Raw genomic sequence first — 19,040 nt, forward strand, 5'->3', positions numbered from 1 at the left:
TTTCTGATTATTTAATATGCTTTATTAGTGCATAAATATACACGAATGCGCGGCGGGGTGAATAGACAAATTGCGCTATTCGGTAAAAAGTCATCGTCAGTGTCGGAGGCGGACTATCGACGACCCGAATGGATCTGGTTATGTTATGCCTTTGTATACCCTGATTATCTGCTGGAGTGGCGATGAAAAATAGCGAACTGGAACAACTGATAAACGACAAGCTCAATAGTGCAGCCATCAGTGACTTCGCCCCTAACGGTCTGCAGGTGGAAGGGCGCGACACGGTGCACAAGATCGTCACCGGAGTGACGGCCAGCCAGGCGCTGCTGGATGAGGCCGTTCGTCTTCAGGCGGATGCGGTGATTGTCCATCACGGCTATTTCTGGAAAAACGAATCGCCAGTGATCCGCGGTATGAAGCGCCGGCGCCTGAAAACCCTGCTGGCCAATGATATCAATCTCTACGGCTGGCACCTGCCGCTGGATGCCCATCCCGAGCTGGGCAATAACGCGCAACTGGCGCATCTGTTGGGGATTAACGTGCTGGGGGAAATCGAACCGCTGGTGCCCTGGGGCGAACTGTCGATGCCGGTTTCCGGCCTTGAACTGGCCTCATGGATTGAAGCGCGGCTGGGGCGTAAGCCGCTGTGGTGCGGCGATACCGGGCCGGACACCGTCAGCCGCGTCGCCTGGTGTACCGGCGGCGGCCAGAGCTTTATCGACGCCGCGGCGCGCTTTGGCGTGGACGCGTTTATCACCGGCGAGGTGTCGGAACAAACCATCCATTCCGCCCGCGAGCAGGGCCTGCATTTTTATGCCGCCGGCCACCACGCCACCGAGCGGGGCGGTATTCGCGCCCTCAGCGAATGGCTGACGGAAACCACTGACCTGGACGTCACCTTTATTGATATTCCCAACCCTGCCTGACGGGAGAGAGAAAAGTGCAGCGAGCGCGTTGTTATCTGTTAGGAGAAACGGCCGTCGTGCTGGAGCTGGAGCCGCCGGTCACCCTTGAGAGCCAGCAGCGGATCTGGGGCTTAGCCCAGCGTCTGGCGAACCATGAGGAAGTGATTGACGCCATTCCCGGCATGAACAATATCACTGTGGTGCTCCGCCGCCCGCAGGAGGTGGCGTGGGAGGCGATAGACCGTCTGCAGCGCTGGTGGGAGGAGAGCCTCGCGATCGAGCCGGAGTCGCGCTCGCTGACCATTCCGGTCGTCTACGGCGGCGAGGCCGGACCGGATCTCGGGGTGGTGGCGCAGCACAGCGGCCTCAGTGAAAAGCAGGTCGTGGAGCTGCACGCCTCGGTGGAGTATCTGGTCTGGTTTATTGGTTTTCAGCCGGGATTTCCCTACCTGGGCGGGTTGCCAGCTGCGCTGGCGACGCCGCGTCGCGCCGAACCGCGCGTGCACGTCCCGGCCGGGTCGGTGGGTATCGGCGGCGCGCAAACCGGGATCTATCCGCTGGCGACGCCCGGCGGCTGGCAGCTGCTGGGGCGGACCTCGCTAACGCTGTTCGACCCGTCGCGGAAGGAGCCTGCGCTGCTGCGCGTGGGCGATAAAATTCGCTTTGTGCCGCAAAAGGAGGGGGTATGTTGACTCTGATCCGCGCCGGCCTGTACACCTCGGTACAGGACGGTGGACGAGAAGGCCTGCGCCAGTCTGGCATCAGCCGCTGCGGCGCTCTGGATTATCCCTCGCTGGTGATTGCCAATCTGCTGGTTGGCAACGAGGCGAATGCCGCCGGGCTGGAGATTACCCTCGGCCAGGTGGAGATCGAATTTGCCCGCAGCGGCTGGTTTGCGCTGACCGGCGCCGCCTGCGAAGCGACGCTGGACGGTAAAGCGGTCTGGGTGGGCTGGCGCACCGCCTACCGGCCCGGGCAGCGGCTGGTGCTGAAAACGCCGCAGCATGGCATTCGCAGCTATCTGGCGGTGGCGGGCGGGATTGCGGTACCCGAGGTCCTTGGCTCGCGCTGCACGGATCTCAAGGCGGGGATTGGCGGTCTGGAAGGACGCCGCCTGCAGGACGGCGACAAGCTGAAGCTCGGGAAAGCCGCCCGCCGCTTCACCACCCCGCGCGGCGTCAAGCAGCTGCCGCTGGGCAACCGCATTCGTGCGCTGCCCGGGCCGGAGTACCACGAATTTGACGCGGCCTCGCAGGCGTCATTCTGGCGCGCCCCCTGGAAGCTCAGTCCGCAGAGTAACCGCATGGGGTACCGCCTGCAGGGGCAGCCGCTGAAACGCACCACCGATCGCGAAATGCTGTCGCACGGCCTGCTGCCGGGCGTGGTGCAGGTGCCGCACAACGGCCAGCCCATTGTGCTGATGAACGACGCGCAAACCACCGGCGGCTATCCGCGGATCGCCTGCATCATCGATGCCGATATGTACCAGCTGGCGCAGATCCCACTGGGGCAGCCGATCCATTTCGTGGCCTGCTCGCTGGAGGAGGCGCTGAAGGCGCGGGCCGATCGTCAGCGTTATCTTGAACAACTGGCCTGGAGACTCCACGATGATGATTGATCTCAATGCCGATCTCGGGGAAGGCGGGGCGAACGATAGCGCGCTGCTCCAGCTGGTGTCGTCGGCGAATATCGCCTGTGGTTTTCACGCCGGCGACGCCGGGCTGATGGTGCAGAGCGTGCGCGAGGCGCTGAAGTACGGCGTGGCAGTGGGCGCCCATCCGGGATATCCCGACCAGGAAAATTTTGGCCGCACGGCGATGGATCTGCCGCCGGAAACGGTCTATGCCCAGACGCTGTATCAGATTGGCGCTCTGGCGGCGATCGTTCAGGCTCAGGGCGGCGAGTTGCAGCACGTAAAGCCGCACGGCATGCTCTACAACCAGGCGGCCAAATCGCCGCCGCTGGCCGACGCGATCGCCCGCGCGGTCCGCGATGTTAACCCGCAGCTGGTGCTGGTGGGTCTGGCGGGCAGCGAACTGATCCGCGCCGGGCAACGCTATGGCTTGACGACGCGTCAGGAGGTGTTTGCCGATCGCGGTTATCTGGCCGACGGCAGCCTGGTGCCGCGCACCGAGCCCGGCGCGCTGATTGACAGCGAAGAGCAGGCCCTGGCGCAAACCCTCGAAATGGTGCAACACCACCGGGTGCGTAGCGTCAGCGGCGAATGGGCGAACGTGGTGGCGCAGACGGTATGTCTGCATGGCGATGGTCCGCATGCCCTCGAATTTGCCCGCCGTTTGCGGGCGGCGTTCGCCGGGCGCCATATTATGGTCAGCGCTCAGCCAGAGGCTGAGATATGACAATCTGAAGGACCGCGAAGGAGAAGACGATGGCGGGCGTATTACTCACCGGTTTTGAACCCTTTGACGGCGAGACGGTGAACCCTTCCTGGGAAGTGGTGCAGCAGCTTGACGGTACAATGATTGCTGGTCAGCCGGTGATCGCCAGGCAGCTTCCCTGCGTGTTTGGCGAGGCGCTGTCGGCGCTGGACGCGGCGATTGAAGACCTGCAGCCGAAGCTGGTTATCGCGGTGGGACAGGCCGGCGGCCGGGTCGATATCAGCGTCGAACGTGTGGCGATTAACGTCGATGATGCGCGTATCCCCGATAACAAAGGCCAGCAACCCATCGACACGCCGATCGTCGACGGCGGGCCGGCCGCGTGGTTCAGCACCTTGCCGATCAAAGCGATCGTCAGCGCGCTGCGCGATCGCGGGATCCCGGCCTCGGTGTCGCAAACCGCCGGCACCTTCGTCTGCAATCACGTCATGTACGGTCTGCTGCACAAGCTGCAGGGACAGAATGAGGTAAGGGGCGGGTTTATCCATATTCCATGGCTACCGGCGCAGGCGGCGGCCCATCCCGGCGAGCCGAGTATGGCGACCGCCACCGTGCGGGAAGCGCTGGAGACGGCCATAGCCGTAGCCCTGCACCAGCCGGTGGATAGTAAACTGGGCGGCGGCGCCACCCACTAACAAAAGGATGACAGTATGCCGGAAGGTCCGGAGATCCGCCGCGCGGCGGATACACTGGAGGCAGCAATCAAAGACGAACCCTTAACCGACGTCTGGTTCGCTTTTCCCCGGTTGCAACCCTATCAAACCGAACTGATTGGTCAGCGGGTTACCCATATCGACACCCGGGGCAAAGCCCTGCTGACCCGCTTCTCCGGCGGCCTGACCCTGTACAGCCATAATCAGCTGTACGGCGTTTGGCGCGTGGTTGAGGCCGGCGAACAGCCTGCCTCTAACCGGGTGTTGCGCGTCAGGCTACAGACGACCAGCAAGGCGATTTTGCTCTACAGCGCGTCGGACATTGAGATGCTCACGGCGGAGCAGGAGGCCAACCATCCGTTCTTGCTGCGCGTCGGTCCGGACGTGCTGGATATGACGTTAACCGCGGAGCAGGTGAAAGCGCGACTACTGTCGGCCAAATTCCGCAATCGTCAGTTTTCCGGCCTGCTGCTGGATCAGGCTTTTCTTGCCGGTCTGGGTAACTATCTGCGGGTGGAAATCCTCTGGCAGGTGGGGCTGACCGGGGGGTATAAGGCCTCGGAGCTTAATGAAATACAGCTGGATGCGCTGGCGCACGCGCTACTCGATATCCCGCGGCTTTCTTATCGCACTCGCGGCCAGCCCGATAACAACAAGCACCACGGCGCGCTGTTCCGCTTTAAGGTCTTCCATCGCGATGGGGAAAAGTGCGAGCGCTGCGGGGGCGTGATTGAGAAGACCATGCTCTCATCGCGGCCGTTTTACTGGTGCCCGCACTGCCAGCATTAAGCCGGCAGCAGACAGTGTCAGCGCCAGGCTTCATCGTCAGGCATAAAAAACGCGCCAGCAGGCGCGTTTTTATCATCCGGACAGCGAGATTAACGCTTGATGTCGGACTGGAAGTCGCGTTTGGCGTAGCCGGTGTACAGCTGACGCGGACGGGCGATCTTCATGCCGTCGCTGTGCATTTCGTTCCAGTGCGCAATCCAGCCCACGGTACGCGCCATGGCGAAGATAACGGTAAACATGGAGGACGGAATACCCATCGCTTTCAGGATGATACCGGAGTAGAAGTCGACGTTCGGGTAGAGCTTCTTCTCGATGAAGTACGGGTCGTTCAGCGCGATATGCTCCAGCTCCATGGCCACCTGCAGCAGGTCGTCTTTGGTGCCCAGCTCTTTCAGCACTTCATGGCAGGTTTCACGCATCACGGTGGCGCGCGGGTCGTAGTTTTTGTAAACACGATGGCCGAAGCCCATCAGGCGGAAAGAGTCATTCTTGTCTTTCGCACGACGAACAAATTCCGGAATGTGTTCAACGGAGCTGATCTCTTCCAGCATTTTCAGCGCCGCTTCGTTGGCGCCGCCGTGCGCCGGTCCCCACAGAGAGGCGATGCCGGCTGCGATACAGGCGAACGGGTTAGCGCCGGAAGAGCCCGCGGTACGTACCGTCGAGGTCGAGGCGTTCTGCTCGTGATCGGCGTGCAGGATCAGAATACGGTCCATGGCGCGCTCGAGCACCGGATTGACTTCGTACTCTTCGCACGGCGTGGCGAACATCATGCGCAGGAAGTTGCCGGCGTAGGAGAGGTCGTTGCGCGGATAAACAAACGGCTGGCCGATAGAATACTTGTAACACATAGCTGCCATGGTCGGCATTTTGGACAGCAGGCGATAGGCGGCGATTTCACGGTGACGCGGGTTATTCACGTCGAGGGAGTCGTGATAGAACGCCGCCAGGGCGCCGGTGATCCCGCACATAACGGCCATCGGGTGAGAATCGCGACGGAACGCATGGAACAGACGGGTGATCTGCTCATGGATCATGGTGTGACGGGTCACGGTGGTTTTGAATTCGTCATATTCGGCCTGGGTTGGTTTTTCACCGTTCAGCAGAATGTAACAAACTTCAAGATAGTTTGATTCGGTCGCTAACTGGTCGATCGGGAAGCCGCGGTGCAGCAGGATCCCCTCGTCACCATCGATAAACGTAATTTTAGATTCACAGGAAGCGGTAGATGTGAAACCTGGGTCAAAGGTAAATACGCCTTTTGAACCAAGACTACGAATATCAATAACATCCTGACCGAGCGTGCCTTTTAGCACATCCAGTTCAATAGCAGTGTCACCACCCAGGGTGATTTTTGCTTTAGCATCAGACATTTATGGTCTCCTTAGCGCCTTTATTGCTTAAGACTGCCGGGTGGTGGATTTGCTTTCGGCCCGCGCCCGTATACGTTACCAGTTTGTTATGTTGCACACAGCTCTGCGTCAGCGAAAAGGGCAGGGTACAGAGCAACGGCGCTTGATGGCACGTTCTTCAGGGCTGCGGTGAAACAACAGCAAATCAGCGTTTTAGCAGTCCGAATATTAAAACCTGTATACCACTAATAACTGTCCTGATTACATCGGTCAATACTGACACACTGTTACATAACTTATTCTCAGGTGAAAGAGTGACCCCATAACTTTTGAGCATTATTGCATTTAACTGGTAATGGTTGTAACAAGAATGTTTAATATTTGTCAAATCAGGTGATTAAAAATTAAAAAAATGTTGTTATCGTGACCTTGATCACTGTTCCGGAGAAAACCCAACAAACTATATGTAGGTTAATTGTAATGATTTTGTGAACGGCCTATACTGCGGCCAGGTCTCCGGAACACCCTGCAATCCCGAGCCACCCAGCGTTGTTTAGTGATGTTTTAATGCCTGAAAAGACGTTTTAACATGACTTCTGGTTATAGAAAGGACGCTGTCTGACCCGCAAGCAGACCGGAGGAAGGAAACAATAAGAACAGCATGTGGGCGTTATTCATGGTAAGAAATGTGAAAAAACAAAGACCTGTCAATCTGGATCTACAAACGATACGGTTCCCAATCACGGCGATAGCGTCCATTCTCCATCGCGTTTCCGGTGTCATCACCTTCGTGGCGGTCGGAATTCTGCTTTGGCTGCTGGGCACCAGCCTCTCCTCCCCTGAAGGTTTTCTGACGGCGGCCTCGATCATGGATAGCTTCTTTGTGAAGTTCATCATGTGGGGCATTCTCACCGCGCTGGCCTATCACGTCGTTGTCGGTATCCGCCATCTGATGATGGACTTTGGTTACCTGGACGAAACCCTCGAAGCAGGGAAACGTTCCGCCAAGATTTCTTTTGTTATTACTGTCGTGCTTTCACTTCTCGCAGGAGTCCTCGTATGGTAAGCAACGCCTCAGCACTGGGACGCAACGGCGTACATGACTTTATTCTGGTCCGTGCTACCGCCATCGTTCTGACCCTCTACATCATCTACATGGTTGGCTTCTTCGCTACCACCGGTGAGATCTCATGGGAAGTGTGGACCGGATTCTTTGCCTCCGGCTTCACTAAAGTCTTCACTCTGCTGGCTCTCGTTTCCATTCTTATCCATGCCTGGATCGGGATGTGGCAGGTGTTAACGGACTACGTTAAACCACTGGCTCTGCGCCTGGTTCTGCAGCTGGCTATCGTTGTGGCGCTGGTGGCTTACGTTCTTTATGGATTTGTTGTGGTGTGGGGTGTGTAATGAAATTGCCAGTCAGAGAGTTTGATGCTGTTGTCATCGGTGCCGGCGGCGCAGGTATGCGCGCGGCGCTGCAAATTTCCCAGAGCGGACAGACCTGTGCGCTGCTCTCTAAAGTCTTCCCGACCCGTTCCCATACCGTGTCAGCGCAGGGGGGTATCACCGTCGCGCTCGGTAACTCCCATGAAGATAACTGGGAATGGCATATGTACGACACCGTAAAAGGGTCGGACTATATCGGTGACCAGGACGCCATCGAATATATGTGTAAGACCGGCCCGGAAGCGATTCTCGAGCTGGAGCACATGGGCCTGCCGTTCTCCCGTCTTGACGACGGCCGTATTTATCAGCGCCCGTTCGGCGGCCAGTCGAAGAACTTCGGCGGCGAGCAGGCGGCGCGCACCGCGGCGGCGGCTGACCGTACCGGCCACGCCCTGCTGCACACCCTGTACCAGCAGAACCTCAAAAACCACACCACTATTTTCTCCGAATGGTATGCCCTCGATCTGGTGAAAAACCAGGACGGCGCGGTGGTGGGTTGTACTGCCCTGTGCATCGAGACCGGCGAAGTGGTCTACTTTAAAGCCCGCGCCACCGTGCTGGCGACCGGCGGCGCAGGCCGTATTTATCAGTCCACCACCAACGCCCACATCAACACCGGTGACGGCGTCGGGATGGCCATCCGTGCCGGCGTGCCGGTGCAGGATATGGAAATGTGGCAGTTCCACCCGACCGGCATCGCCGGGGCAGGGGTTCTGGTCACCGAAGGTTGCCGCGGCGAAGGCGGTTATCTGCTCAATAAACACGGCGAACGCTTTATGGAGCGTTATGCCCCGAACGCCAAAGACCTGGCGGGTCGTGACGTGGTGGCGCGTTCCATCATGATCGAAATCCGCGAAGGTCGCGGCTGCGATGGCCCGTGGGGCCCGCACGCGAAATTGAAGCTGGATCACCTGGGTAAAGAGGTTCTGGAATCTCGTCTGCCGGGTATCCTCGAGCTGTCCCGTACCTTTGCTCACGTCGATCCGGTGAAAGAGCCGATCCCGGTTATCCCAACCTGCCACTACATGATGGGCGGTATTCCGACCAAAGTGACCGGCCAGGCGCTGACCGTCAATGAGAAGGGCGAAGACGTGGTGATCCCGGGCCTGTTCGCGGTAGGCGAAATCGCCTGCGTATCGGTCCACGGCGCTAACCGTCTTGGCGGCAACTCGCTGCTCGACCTGGTGGTCTTCGGCCGCGCGGCGGGCCTGCATCTGCAGGAATCCATCGCCGAGCAGGGCACGCTGCGCGACGCCAGCGAATCCGATATCGAAGGCTCGCTGGACCGCCTCAACCGCTGGAACAACACCCGTTCCGGTGAAGATCCGGTGGCGATCCGCAAAGCGCTGCAGGAATGTATGCAGCATAACTTCTCGGTGTTCCGCGAAGGCGATGCGATGCACAAAGGTCTGGAACAGCTGAAAGTGATCCGCGAGCGCCTGAAAAACGCCCGTCTCGACGATACCTCCAGCGAGTTCAACACCCAGCGCGTTGAGTGCCTGGAGCTGGATAACCTGATGGAAACCGCGTACGCGACCGCCGTATCCGCTAACTTCCGTACCGAGAGCCGTGGCGCCCACAGCCGCTTCGACTTCCCGGATCGTGATGATGAAAACTGGCTGTGCCATTCCCTGTATCTGCCAGAGTCGGAATCCATGACGCGTCGTAGCGTCAACATGGAACCGAAACTGCGTCCGGCATTCCCGCCGAAGATTCGTACTTACTAATGCGGAGACAGGAAAATGAAACTCGAGTTTTCAATTTATCGCTATAACCCGGATGTTGATGACGCTCCGCACATGCAGGATTACACCCTCGAAGCGGAAGAAGGTCGTGACATGATGCTGCTGGATGCGCTGATCCAGCTGAAAGAAAAAGATCCGTCGCTGTCGTTCCGCCGCTCCTGCCGTGAAGGGGTTTGTGGTTCCGATGGCCTGAATATGAACGGGAAAAACGGTCTGGCGTGCATCACGCCGATCTCCGCGCTGAATCAGCCGGGCAAGAAGATTGTTATCCGTCCGCTGCCTGGATTACCGGTTATCCGTGATTTGGTGGTGGACATGGGGCAATTCTATGCACAATATGAGAAGATTAAGCCTTACTTGTTGAATAATGGGCAAAATCCTCCGGCTCGCGAGCATCTGCAGATGCCTGAGCAGCGTGAGAAACTCGATGGTCTGTACGAGTGTATTCTCTGCGCATGTTGTTCGACCTCGTGCCCGTCGTTCTGGTGGAACCCGGATAAGTTCATCGGCCCGGCTGGCCTGTTGGCCGCGTATCGCTTCCTGATCGACAGTCGCGATACCGAAACCAGCGAGCGTCTGGACGGCCTGAGCGATGCTTTCAGCGTATTCCGCTGTCACAGCATTATGAACTGCGTCAGTGTGTGTCCGAAGGGGCTGAACCCGACGCGCGCCATCGGCCATATTAAGTCGATGCTGCTGCAGCGCAGCGCGTAAGAAACCCGGTGTGTCCCGGATGGCGCTACCGCTTATCCGGGCTACCAAAAGCAGTAACCCCGGTAGCGTTTGTGCTACCGGGAAATGAATACCCTAAATAATTCGAGTTACAGGACAACGTACATGTAACTTGAAGTATGAAGGGATAGCAGGAAATCTTTAAAAACCGCCACAAGATGTACCAGTAATCAAGGCGTTCAGTGCGAGGTAAGGCGGCAACTGAACGCATCCCCGGGAGCATAGCGAACTATGTGACCGGGGTAAGTGAAGGCAGCTAACGCAACCGCAGCCTGAACGCCGAAGATTAATGGCAGTTTTTAAAGGTTCCTTAGCGGATAGAAACCACAACTCGTCCGCAACAAGTGAACCCCGGCACGTGCACTCGGTGTGCGTGGTAGTTTCTACGGCGAAATAAGCATATGAATGCTTAAGGGATCACGATGCAGAACGGCGCAATGAAAGCCTGGCTGGACTCTTCTTACCTCTCTGGTTCGAACCAGAGCTGGATAGAACAGCTCTATGAAGACTTCTTAACCGATCCTGACTCTGTTGACGCCAACTGGCGTTCAATGTTCCAGCAGTTACCTGGCACCGGAGTTAAACCGGATCAATTTCATTCCAAAACGCGTGATTATTTCCGTCGACTGGCGAAGGATGCCTCACGTTACACTTCTTCGATTTCCGACCCAGACACCAATGTGAAGCAGGTTAAAGTCCTGCAGCTCATCAACGCATACCGTTTCCGTGGCCACCAGCATGCGAATCTCGATCCGCTGGGGCTGTGGAAGCAAGAGAGAGTGGCGGATCTCGATCCGGCCTACCACGATCTGACCGAGGCCGATTTCCAGGAAAGCTATAACGTAGGTTCATTTGCCATCGGTAAAGACACGATGAAGCTGGGCGAGTTGATTGCCGCCCTCAAGCAAACCTACTGCGGCTCCATCGGCGCGGAATACATGCATATCACCTCTACCGAAGAAAAACGCTGGATCCAGCAGCGCATTGAATCGGTAGCTGGCAAAGCGAGCTTTACCGCGGAAGAGAAAAAACGCTTCCTCAGCGAACTGACCGCCGCGGAAGGCCTGGAGCGCTACCTCGGCGCCAAATTCCCGGGGGCGAAGCGCTTCTCGCTGGAGGGTGGCGATGCCCTGATCCCGATGCTCAAAGAGATGATCCGCCATGCGGGCAAGAGCGGCACCCGCGAAGTGGTGCTGGGCATGGCGCACCGCGGTCGTCTCAACGTGCTGGTCAACGTGCTGGGTAAAAAACCGCAGGATCTGTTCGACGAGTTCGCCGGCAAACATAAAGAACATCTCGGTACCGGCGATGTGAAGTACCACATGGGCTTCTCATCCGATATGGAAACCGAAGGCGGTCTGGTGCACCTGGCGCTGGCGTTTAACCCGTCGCACCTCGAGATCGTCAGCCCGGTGGTTATCGGTTCCGTACGCGCCCGTCTGGATCGTCTGGACGAGCCGAGCAGCAACAAGGTTCTGCCGATCACTATCCACGGCGACGCCGCCGTCACCGGTCAGGGCGTGGTTCAGGAAACCCTGAACATGTCGAAAGCCCGCGGTTACGAAGTGGGCGGTACCGTGCGCATCGTTATCAACAACCAGGTGGGCTTCACGACCTCTAACCCGCTGGATGCGCGTTCGACCCCGTACTGCACCGACATCGGTAAAATGGTGCAGGCGCCGATTTTCCACGTCAATGCCGACGATCCGGAAGCGGTCGCGTTCGTCACTCGTCTGGCGCTGGATTTCCGCAATACCTTCAAACGCGATGTTTTCATCGATCTGGTGTGCTACCGCCGTCACGGCCATAACGAAGCCGATGAGCCGAGCGCAACTCAGCCGCTGATGTATCAGAAGATCAAAAAGCACCCGACCCCGCGCAAAATCTATGCTGACAAGCTGGAGCAGGAGAAGGTGGCGACTCTGGAAGACGCGACCGAGCAGGTTAACCTCTACCGCGATGCGCTGGATGCCGGCGAATGCGTGGTGCAGGAATGGCGTCCGATGAACATGCACTCCTTTACCTGGTCGCCGTACCTCAATCATGAGTGGGACGAGAGCTATCCGGATAAAGTGGAGCCGAAGCGTCTGCAGGAGCTGGCGAAACGCATCAGCACGGTGCCGGAAGGTATCGAAATGCAGTCCCGCGTAGCGAAAATTTACGCCGACCGCCAGGCGATGGCGGCAGGTGAGAAGCTGTTCGACTGGGGCGGCGCCGAAAACCTGGCCTACGCCACGCTGGTTGACGAAGGTATTCCGGTGCGTCTGTCCGGGGAAGACTCCGGTCGCGGCACCTTCTTCCATCGTCATGCGGTGATCCATAACCAGACCAATGGTTCAACTTACACCCCGCTGCAGCATGTCCATAACGGTCAGGGCCAGTTCCGCGTTTGGGACTCGGTGCTGTCTGAAGAAGCCGTACTGGCGTTTGAATATGGTTACGCCACCGCTGAGCCGCGCACCCTGACCATCTGGGAAGCGCAGTTTGGCGACTTCGCCAACGGCGCGCAGGTGGTGATCGACCAGTTCATCTCCTCCGGTGAGCAGAAGTGGGGCCGGATGTGCGGCCTGGTGATGCTCCTGCCGCACGGCTATGAAGGCCAGGGTCCGGAGCACTCCTCCGCGCGTCTGGAGCGTTATCTGCAGCTGTGCGCTGAGCAGAACATGCAGGTCTGCGTACCGTCCACACCGGCGCAGGTGTACCACATGCTGCGTCGTCAGGCGCTGCGCGGTATGCGTCGTCCGCTGGTGGTGATGTCGCCGAAGTCGCTGCTGCGTCATCCGCTGGCAGTCTCCAGCATGGATGAGCTGGCGAACGGCACTTTCCTGCCGGCCATCGGTGAAATCGATCAACTTGATCCGCAGGCTGTGAAGCGCGTTGTGCTGTGCTCTGGTAAGGTTTACTACGACCTGCTGGAACAGCGCCGCAAAAACGAGCAAAAAGATGTCGCTATCGTTCGTATCGAGCAGCTCTATCCGTTCCCGCATCAGGCGGTGCAGGAAGCGCTGAAAGCGTATGCGCACGTGCATGATTTTGTCTGGTGCCAGGAAGAGCCGCTCAACCAGGGCGCATGGTACTGCAGCCAGCATCACTTCCGTGAAGTGATTCCGTTTGGGGCCTCTCTGCGTTATGCAGGCCGCCCGGCCTCCGCCTCTCCGGCGGTAGGGTATATGTCCGTTCACCAGAAACAGCAACAAGATCTGGTCAATGACGCGCTGAACGTCGATTAATTAAAGGATACACAATGAGTAGCGTAGATATTCTGGTTCCCGACCTGCCTGAGTCCGTAGCTGACGCAACCGTCGCCACCTGGCACAAAAAACCGGGCGACGCGGTCGTCCGTGACGAAGTCCTGGTCGAAATCGAAACTGACAAAGTGGTACTGGAAGTACCGGCATCAGCGGACGGCATTCTGGATGCAGTGCTGGAAGACGAGGGCGCTACCGTCCTGTCTCGCCAGATCCTTGGCCGCCTGCGCGAAGGTAACAGCGCAGGTAAAGAAAGCAGCGAAAAAGCCGATGCGAAGGCGTCCACGCCGGCGCAGCGTCAGCAGGCCTCTCTGGAAGAGCAGAACAACGACGCGCTGAGCCCGGCGATCCGTCGTCTGCTGGCTGAACACAACCTTGACCCAGCGGCCATCAAAGGCACTGGCGTCGGCGGCCGTCTGACCCGCGAAGACGTTGAGAAACATCTGGCGAAAGCCCCGGCGCCGGCAGAAGCCAAAGCGCCAGCCGCCGCCCCGGCAGCCGCGCCGGCGCCGCAGCTGGGCCACCGTTCGGAAAAACGCGTCCCGATGACCCGCCTGCGTAAACGCGTAGCCGAACGTCTGCTGGAAGCGAAAAACTCTACCGCCATGCTGACGACCTTTAACGAAGTCAACATGAAGCCCATCATGGATCTGCGTAAGCAGTACGGTGAGGCGTTCGAAAAACGTCATGGCATCCGCCTGGGCTTTATGTCCTTCTACGTGAAAGCGGTAGTGGAAGCGCTGAAACGCTATCCGGAAGTGAACGCTTCCATCGATGGCGACGACGTGGTGTACCACAACTACTTCGACGTCAGCATGGCCGTATCCACTCCGCGCGGCCTGGTCACCCCGGTTCTGCGTGACGTCGACCTGCTGGGCATGGCGGATATCGAAAAGAATATTAAAGAGCTGGCAGTGAAAGGCCGCGACGGCAAGCTGACCGTAGATGACCTGACCGGCGGTAACTTCACCATTACCAACGGCGGCGTGTTCGGCTCCCTGATGTCCACGCCGATCATCAACCCACCGCAGAGCGCCATCTTGGGTATGCATGCCATTAAAGACCGCCCGATGGCGGTGAATGGCAAGGTAGAGATACTGCCGATGATGTACCTGGCGCTCTCCTACGACCACCGTCTGATCGACGGACGTGAGTCGGTAGGCTTCCTGGTGGCGATTAAAGAGCTGCTGGAAGATCCGACCCGTCTGCTGCTGGACGTGTAGTCAGCAAGCGTATTACCTACCGTAGGCCGGATAACACGCGTTAGCGCCGTTATCAGGCCTACAGGTTTAAAGATAATTACACCCTGAAGGATGGACTGAACACATGAACTTACATGAATATCAGGCAAAACAACTTTTTGCCCGCTATGGCTTACCGGCGCCGGTGGGTTATGCCTGTACTACTCCGCGTGAAGCAGAAGAAGCCGCTTCAAAAATCGGCGCGGGTCCGTGGGTAGTGAAATGTCAGGTTCACGCTGGTGGCCGCGGCAAAGCGGGCGGTGTGAAAGTGGTGAAGAGCAAAGAAGAGATCCGCGCATTTGCCGAGCACTGGCTGGGCAAACGTCTGGTGACCTATCAAACAGATGCGAATGGCCAGCCGGTTAACCAGATCCTGGTTGAAGCGGCGACCGATATTGACAAAGAGCTGTACCTGGGCGCGGTCGTTGACCGTAGTTCCCGTCGCGTGGTGTTCATGGCCTCTACTGAAGGCGGCGTGGAAATCGAAAAAGTGGCGGAAGAGACCCCGCACCTGATCCACAAGATCGCCATCGATCCGCTGGCTGGCCCGATGCCTTACCAGGGCCGTGAACTGGCGTTCAAACTGGGCCTGGAAGGTAAGCAGGTTCAGCAGTTCACTAAGATTTTCATGGGCCTGGCGACCATTTTCCTGGAGCGCGACCTGGCGCTGATCGAAATTAACCCGCTGGTGATCACCAAGCAGGGCGACCTGATCTGCCTGGACGGCAAACTGGGTGCTGACGGCAACGCACTGTTCCGCCAGCCGGATCTGCGCGAAATGCGCGACCAGTCTCAGGAAGATCCGCGTGAAGCGCAGGCTGCGCAGTGGGAACTGAACTACGTCGCGCTGGACGGCAACATTGGTTGCATGGTTAACGGCGCGGGCCTGGCGATGGGTACCATGGACATCGTTAAACTGCACGGCGGCGAACCGGCTAACTTCCTCGACGTGGGCGGCGGCGCCACCAAAGAGCGCGTCACCGAAGCGTTCAAAATCATCCTCTCTGATGACAACGTGAAAGCGGTGCTGGTTAACATCTTCGGCGGTATCGTACGCTGCGACCTGATCGCTGACGGTATCATCGGTGCGGTAGCGGAAGTTGGGGTTAACGTTCCGGTGGTGGTTCGTCTGGAAGGTAACAACGCCGAACTGGGCGCGAAAAAACTGGCTGACAGCGGCCTGAATATTATTGCAGCGAAAAGTCTGACGGACGCAGCACAGCAGGTTGTTGCCGCAGTGGAGGGGAAATAATGTCAGTTTTAATTAATAAAGATACCAAGGTTATCTGCCAGGGCTTCACCGGTAGCCAGGGGACCTTCCACTCTGAACAAGCGATCGCTTACGGTACGCAAATGGTTGGCGGCGTGACGCCAGGCAAAGGCGGCACCACGCACCTGGGCCTGCCGGTGTTCAACACCGTGCGCGAAGCCGTTGAAGCGACCGGCGCTACCGCGACCGTGATCTACGTTCCGGCGCCGTTCTGCAAAGATTCCATTCTGGAAGCGATTGACGCGGGCATTAAGCTTATCATCACCATCACCGAAGGTATCCCGACCCTGGATATGCTGACCGTGAAAGTGAAACTGGACGAAGCGGGCGTGCGCATGATCGGCCCGAACTGCCCAGGCGTGATCACCCCGGGCGAATGCAAAATCGGCATCATGCCGGGTCACATTCACAAGCCGGGTAAAGTGGGCATCGTTTCCCGTTCCGGTACCCTGACCTATGAAGCGGTTAAGCAAACCACCGACTACGGCTTCGGCCAGTCTACCTGCGTCGGTATCGGCGGCGACCCGATCCCGGGCTCTAACTTCATCGATATCCTGAAGCTGTTCCAGGAAGACCCGCAGACCGAAGCGATCGTCATGATCGGTGAGATCGGCGGCAGCGCGGAAGAAGAAGCGGCTGCCTACATCAAAGAGCACGTGACCAAGCCGGTTGTCGGCTACATCGCGGGCGTGACCGCGCCGAAAGGCAAGCGTATGGGCCATGCGGGCGCCATCATCGCTGGCGGTAAAGGTACTGCTGATGAGAAATTCGCAGCCCTGGAAGCAGCCGGTGTGAAAACCGTTCGCAGCCTGGCCGATATCGGCGAAGCGCTGAAAGCGATCATCAAGTAAACCCTCTCTGCTTGTCCGCAAGCAGAAATCTGTCCGATTTCGACATGGTTGGCCACCGTCAGGTGGCCTTTTTTTTGGCCGTTATCCGCTTCTCCCGAAAGCCGCTGAGCCAGCAAACCCCGCGTTTGGCGAAAACCTTATCTATCATATTGATTTTAAAAATTATTTCATAAATATTCTCGACGTGCGGTTGTCGGAAAGGAAAATATGCCCTGGCCGTACCGGAGGGAAGCAAAACAGACACTAAAAAAAGAGTGGGGGAGGGGATAAGAAAACAGGAAAAAATACTGTGAGCGGTCTAGCATTAATCGGATCGGCTCTTTTTTTTCTTTTTTTTCCTGCGGCGTTAAATAATATTACCTATGATTCTCATCTCTCCCTTTTTAGTAACCAATCAAAGTATACTTTAAACACAGTATTAACATTAAGTTTACCAATATTCTTTATTGGGCTACATAATTAACACGTAGAGTAAAAATTGATTTATATCAATACTTAATGCTTGGAAAAATCCTTCAAAAAACGTTAAATTGTCTCAAGTCAAATTGGCCTAAACTGGCCATCTTCGCTATATATTGATCACCGTCGAAAAATGTAAAACTGGAACAATAAAAACATATTTATTGTAAGGTTATTGCGGCGTAATATATTGGGGAATCAATTGGGTTTTTCGTTAACGTATTTGTAACCTTGTCCTGGCGTGGTTTCACTTTCGGTTGAAACCCGCTCCGGGCGGGCGACAAATAAAAATTTGTATTGGGGCATGCGTATGAGCCAGAGCTTCTCGGTTCATTTTCGGAGTCTTCATGCGATGAGCAAGGAGTCATGATGTTAGATATAGTCGAACTGTCGCGCTTACAGTTTGCCTTGACCGCGATGTACCACTTCCTGTTTGTGCCACTGACGCTCGGTATGGCGTTCCTGCTGGCCATTATGGAAACGGTCTACGTCCTTTCCGGCAAACAGATTTATAAAGATATGACCAAATTCTGGGGCAAGTTGTTTGGTATCAACTTCGCGCTGGGTGTGGCGACCGGTCTGACCATGGAGTTCCAGTTCGGGACTAACTGGTCGTATTACTCACACTACGTGGGGGATATCTTCGGTGCGCCGCTGGCCATTGAAGGTCTGATGGCCTTCTTCCTCGAATCCACCTTTGTAGGTCTGTTCTTCTTCGGTTGGGATCGTCTGGGTAAAGTTCAGCACATGGCCGTCACCTGGCTGGTCGCACTGGGCTCCAACCTCTCCGCGCTGTGGATCCTCGTCGCAAACGGCTGGATGCAGAACCCTATCGCATCGGACTTCAACTTTGAAACCATGCGTATGGAGATGGTTAGCTTCTCCGAACTGGTGCTCAACCCGGTTGCTCAGGTGAAATTCGTTCACACCGTGGCGTCTGGCTATGTCACCGGTGCGATGTTCATCCTGGCTATCAGCTCCTGGTACATGCTGAAAGGCCGTGACTTTGCCTTTGCTAAGCGCTCCTTCGCCATCGCAGCCAGCTTCGGTATGGCAGCGATCCTCTCCGTTATTGTGCTGGGTGACGAATCTGGTTACGAAATGGGCGACGTGCAGAAAACCAAACTGGCGGCTATCGAAGCAGAGTGGGAAACCCAGCCTGCGCCGGCGGCCTTTACCCTGTTTGGTATTCCCGATCAGAATGCGCAAACCAACCACTTCGCCATCCAGATCCCTTACGCGCTGGGCATCATTGCCACCCGCTCGGTGGATAAGCCGGTTATCGGTCTGAAGGATCTGATGGTTCAGCACGAAGAGCGTATCCGTAACGGCATGAAGGCCTATGCGTTGCTGGAGCAACTGCGCGCCGGTTCCACCGACCAGGCCGTTCGCGACCAGTTCAATAACGTGAAGAAAGATCTTGGCTATGGTCTGCTGCTGAAACGCTATACCCCGAACGTCGCTGACGCCACGGAAGAGCAGATCGCCAAAGCGACCAAAGACTCTATTCCAAGCGTCGCACCGCTGTACTTCGCCTTCCGTATCATGGTGGCGTGCGGCATCCTGATGCTGTTGATTATCGGCGCCTCCTTCTGGAGCGTGATCCGTAACCGTATCGGCGAGAAAAAATGGCTGCTGCGCGCCGCGTTCTATGGCTTGCCGCTGCCATGGATTGCCGTGGAGTCGGGCTGGTTTGTTGCCGAATACGGCCGTCAGCCGTGGGCGATTGGTGAAGTCCTGCCGACGGCGGTGGCCAACTCGTCGCTGACCGCGGGCGATCTGATCTTCTCTATGTTGCTGATCTGCGGCCTGTACACGCTGTTCCTGGTGGCTGAACTGTTCCTGATGTTCAAGTTTGCCCGCAAAGGACCTAGCAGCCTGAAAACCGGCCGCTATCACTTTGAACAGTCCTCTGCGGCTATTCAGTCGGCACGCTAAGACAGGAGTCGT

At 57.3% G+C, this 19,040-nt stretch carries 16 protein-coding genes; 15 read left to right on the plus strand and 1 reads right to left on the minus strand.

What is annotated here, in order from left to right:
• Positions 1–182: 182 nt before the first annotated feature.
• Genes KHQ24_RS04325 through nei form a run of 6 tightly spaced genes read left to right on the plus strand, consistent with a single transcriptional unit; the run spans position 183 to position 4,746 of the window.
• Positions 183–926, plus strand: a complete 744-nt coding sequence (locus KHQ24_RS04325) for a type 2 GTP cyclohydrolase I (protein WP_004885970.1) — start codon at positions 183–185, stop codon at positions 924–926.
• Between the two features lie 14 nt (positions 927–940).
• Entirely contained in the window at positions 941–1,597 is a 657-nt protein-coding gene (pxpB, locus tag KHQ24_RS04330) for a 5-oxoprolinase subunit PxpB (protein WP_017901415.1), read from the plus strand.
• Positions 1,591–2,523 (plus strand): 5-oxoprolinase subunit PxpC, encoded by a 933-nt coding sequence (gene pxpC, locus KHQ24_RS04335; protein WP_004885976.1) that lies wholly within the window; start codon positions 1,591–1,593, stop codon positions 2,521–2,523. The genes pxpB and pxpC overlap by 7 nt, the downstream gene beginning before the upstream one ends.
• A complete protein-coding gene (gene pxpA / locus KHQ24_RS04340; RefSeq protein ID WP_064178080.1) occupies positions 2,513–3,265 on the plus strand; it encodes a 5-oxoprolinase subunit PxpA in 753 nt (250 codons plus the stop codon). The genes pxpC and pxpA overlap by 11 nt, the downstream gene beginning before the upstream one ends.
• A gap of 29 nt (positions 3,266–3,294) precedes the next feature.
• Entirely contained in the window at positions 3,295–3,939 is a 645-nt protein-coding gene (gene pcp, locus KHQ24_RS04345; RefSeq protein WP_004885979.1) for a pyroglutamyl-peptidase I, read from the plus strand.
• A 15-nt stretch (positions 3,940–3,954) separates the two neighbouring features.
• Positions 3,955–4,746, plus strand: coding sequence for an endonuclease VIII (gene nei / locus KHQ24_RS04350; RefSeq protein WP_064183010.1), 792 nt, complete (start codon positions 3,955–3,957; stop codon positions 4,744–4,746).
• Between the two features lie 89 nt (positions 4,747–4,835).
• Here the strand turns inward: nei and gltA are convergent, their stop codons facing one another.
• Positions 4,836–6,119, minus strand: coding sequence for a citrate synthase (gene gltA, locus KHQ24_RS04355; protein WP_004885983.1), 1,284 nt, complete (start codon positions 6,117–6,119; stop codon positions 4,836–4,838).
• A 640-nt stretch (positions 6,120–6,759) separates the two neighbouring features.
• Here gltA and sdhC point away from each other — a divergent pair.
• The 9 genes from sdhC (at position 6,760) to cydA (ending at position 19,028) form a co-directional block, all read left to right on the plus strand.
• Positions 6,760–7,164, plus strand: coding sequence for a succinate dehydrogenase cytochrome b556 subunit (gene sdhC, locus KHQ24_RS04360; protein ID WP_004142216.1), 405 nt, complete (start codon positions 6,760–6,762; stop codon positions 7,162–7,164).
• Complete coding sequence (gene sdhD / locus KHQ24_RS04365; protein WP_002894949.1) at positions 7,158–7,505, plus strand: succinate dehydrogenase membrane anchor subunit; 348 nt, start codon at positions 7,158–7,160, stop codon at positions 7,503–7,505. Before sdhC ends, sdhD begins: the two co-directional genes overlap by 7 nt.
• Entirely contained in the window at positions 7,505–9,271 is a 1,767-nt protein-coding gene (gene sdhA / locus KHQ24_RS04370; RefSeq protein WP_004179067.1) for a succinate dehydrogenase flavoprotein subunit, read from the plus strand. The genes sdhD and sdhA overlap by 1 nt, the downstream gene beginning before the upstream one ends.
• A gap of 15 nt (positions 9,272–9,286) precedes the next feature.
• Positions 9,287–10,003: a succinate dehydrogenase iron-sulfur subunit SdhB gene (gene sdhB, locus KHQ24_RS04375; RefSeq protein WP_002894954.1), complete on the plus strand. Its 717-nt coding sequence runs from the start codon at positions 9,287–9,289 to the stop codon at positions 10,001–10,003.
• Positions 10,004–10,443: 440 nt separating this feature from the next.
• Positions 10,444–13,251 (plus strand): 2-oxoglutarate dehydrogenase E1 component, encoded by a 2,808-nt coding sequence (sucA, locus tag KHQ24_RS04380; protein ID WP_004147623.1) that lies wholly within the window; start codon positions 10,444–10,446, stop codon positions 13,249–13,251.
• A gap of 14 nt (positions 13,252–13,265) precedes the next feature.
• Positions 13,266–14,492, plus strand: a complete 1,227-nt coding sequence (gene odhB / locus KHQ24_RS04385) for a 2-oxoglutarate dehydrogenase complex dihydrolipoyllysine-residue succinyltransferase (protein ID WP_004142209.1) — start codon at positions 13,266–13,268, stop codon at positions 14,490–14,492.
• 103 nt (positions 14,493–14,595) lie between these two features.
• Positions 14,596–15,762 carry an ADP-forming succinate--CoA ligase subunit beta gene (sucC, locus tag KHQ24_RS04390; RefSeq protein ID WP_002895039.1) on the plus strand — a complete coding sequence of 389 codons (1,167 nt, stop codon included), beginning with the start codon at positions 14,596–14,598 and terminating at the stop codon, positions 15,760–15,762.
• Positions 15,762–16,631 carry a succinate--CoA ligase subunit alpha gene (sucD, locus tag KHQ24_RS04395; RefSeq protein ID WP_004885990.1) on the plus strand — a complete coding sequence of 290 codons (870 nt, stop codon included), beginning with the start codon at positions 15,762–15,764 and terminating at the stop codon, positions 16,629–16,631. The genes sucC and sucD overlap by 1 nt, the downstream gene beginning before the upstream one ends.
• 828 nt (positions 16,632–17,459) lie before the next feature.
• Positions 17,460–19,028 carry a cytochrome ubiquinol oxidase subunit I gene (cydA, locus tag KHQ24_RS04400; RefSeq protein ID WP_002895047.1) on the plus strand — a complete coding sequence of 523 codons (1,569 nt, stop codon included), beginning with the start codon at positions 17,460–17,462 and terminating at the stop codon, positions 19,026–19,028.
• Positions 19,029–19,040 lie beyond the last annotated feature (12 nt).

Source organism: Klebsiella sp. 54, from assembly GCF_018223875.1.
In the GTDB taxonomy this organism is placed as follows: domain Bacteria; phylum Pseudomonadota; class Gammaproteobacteria; order Enterobacterales; family Enterobacteriaceae; genus Klebsiella; species Klebsiella quasipneumoniae.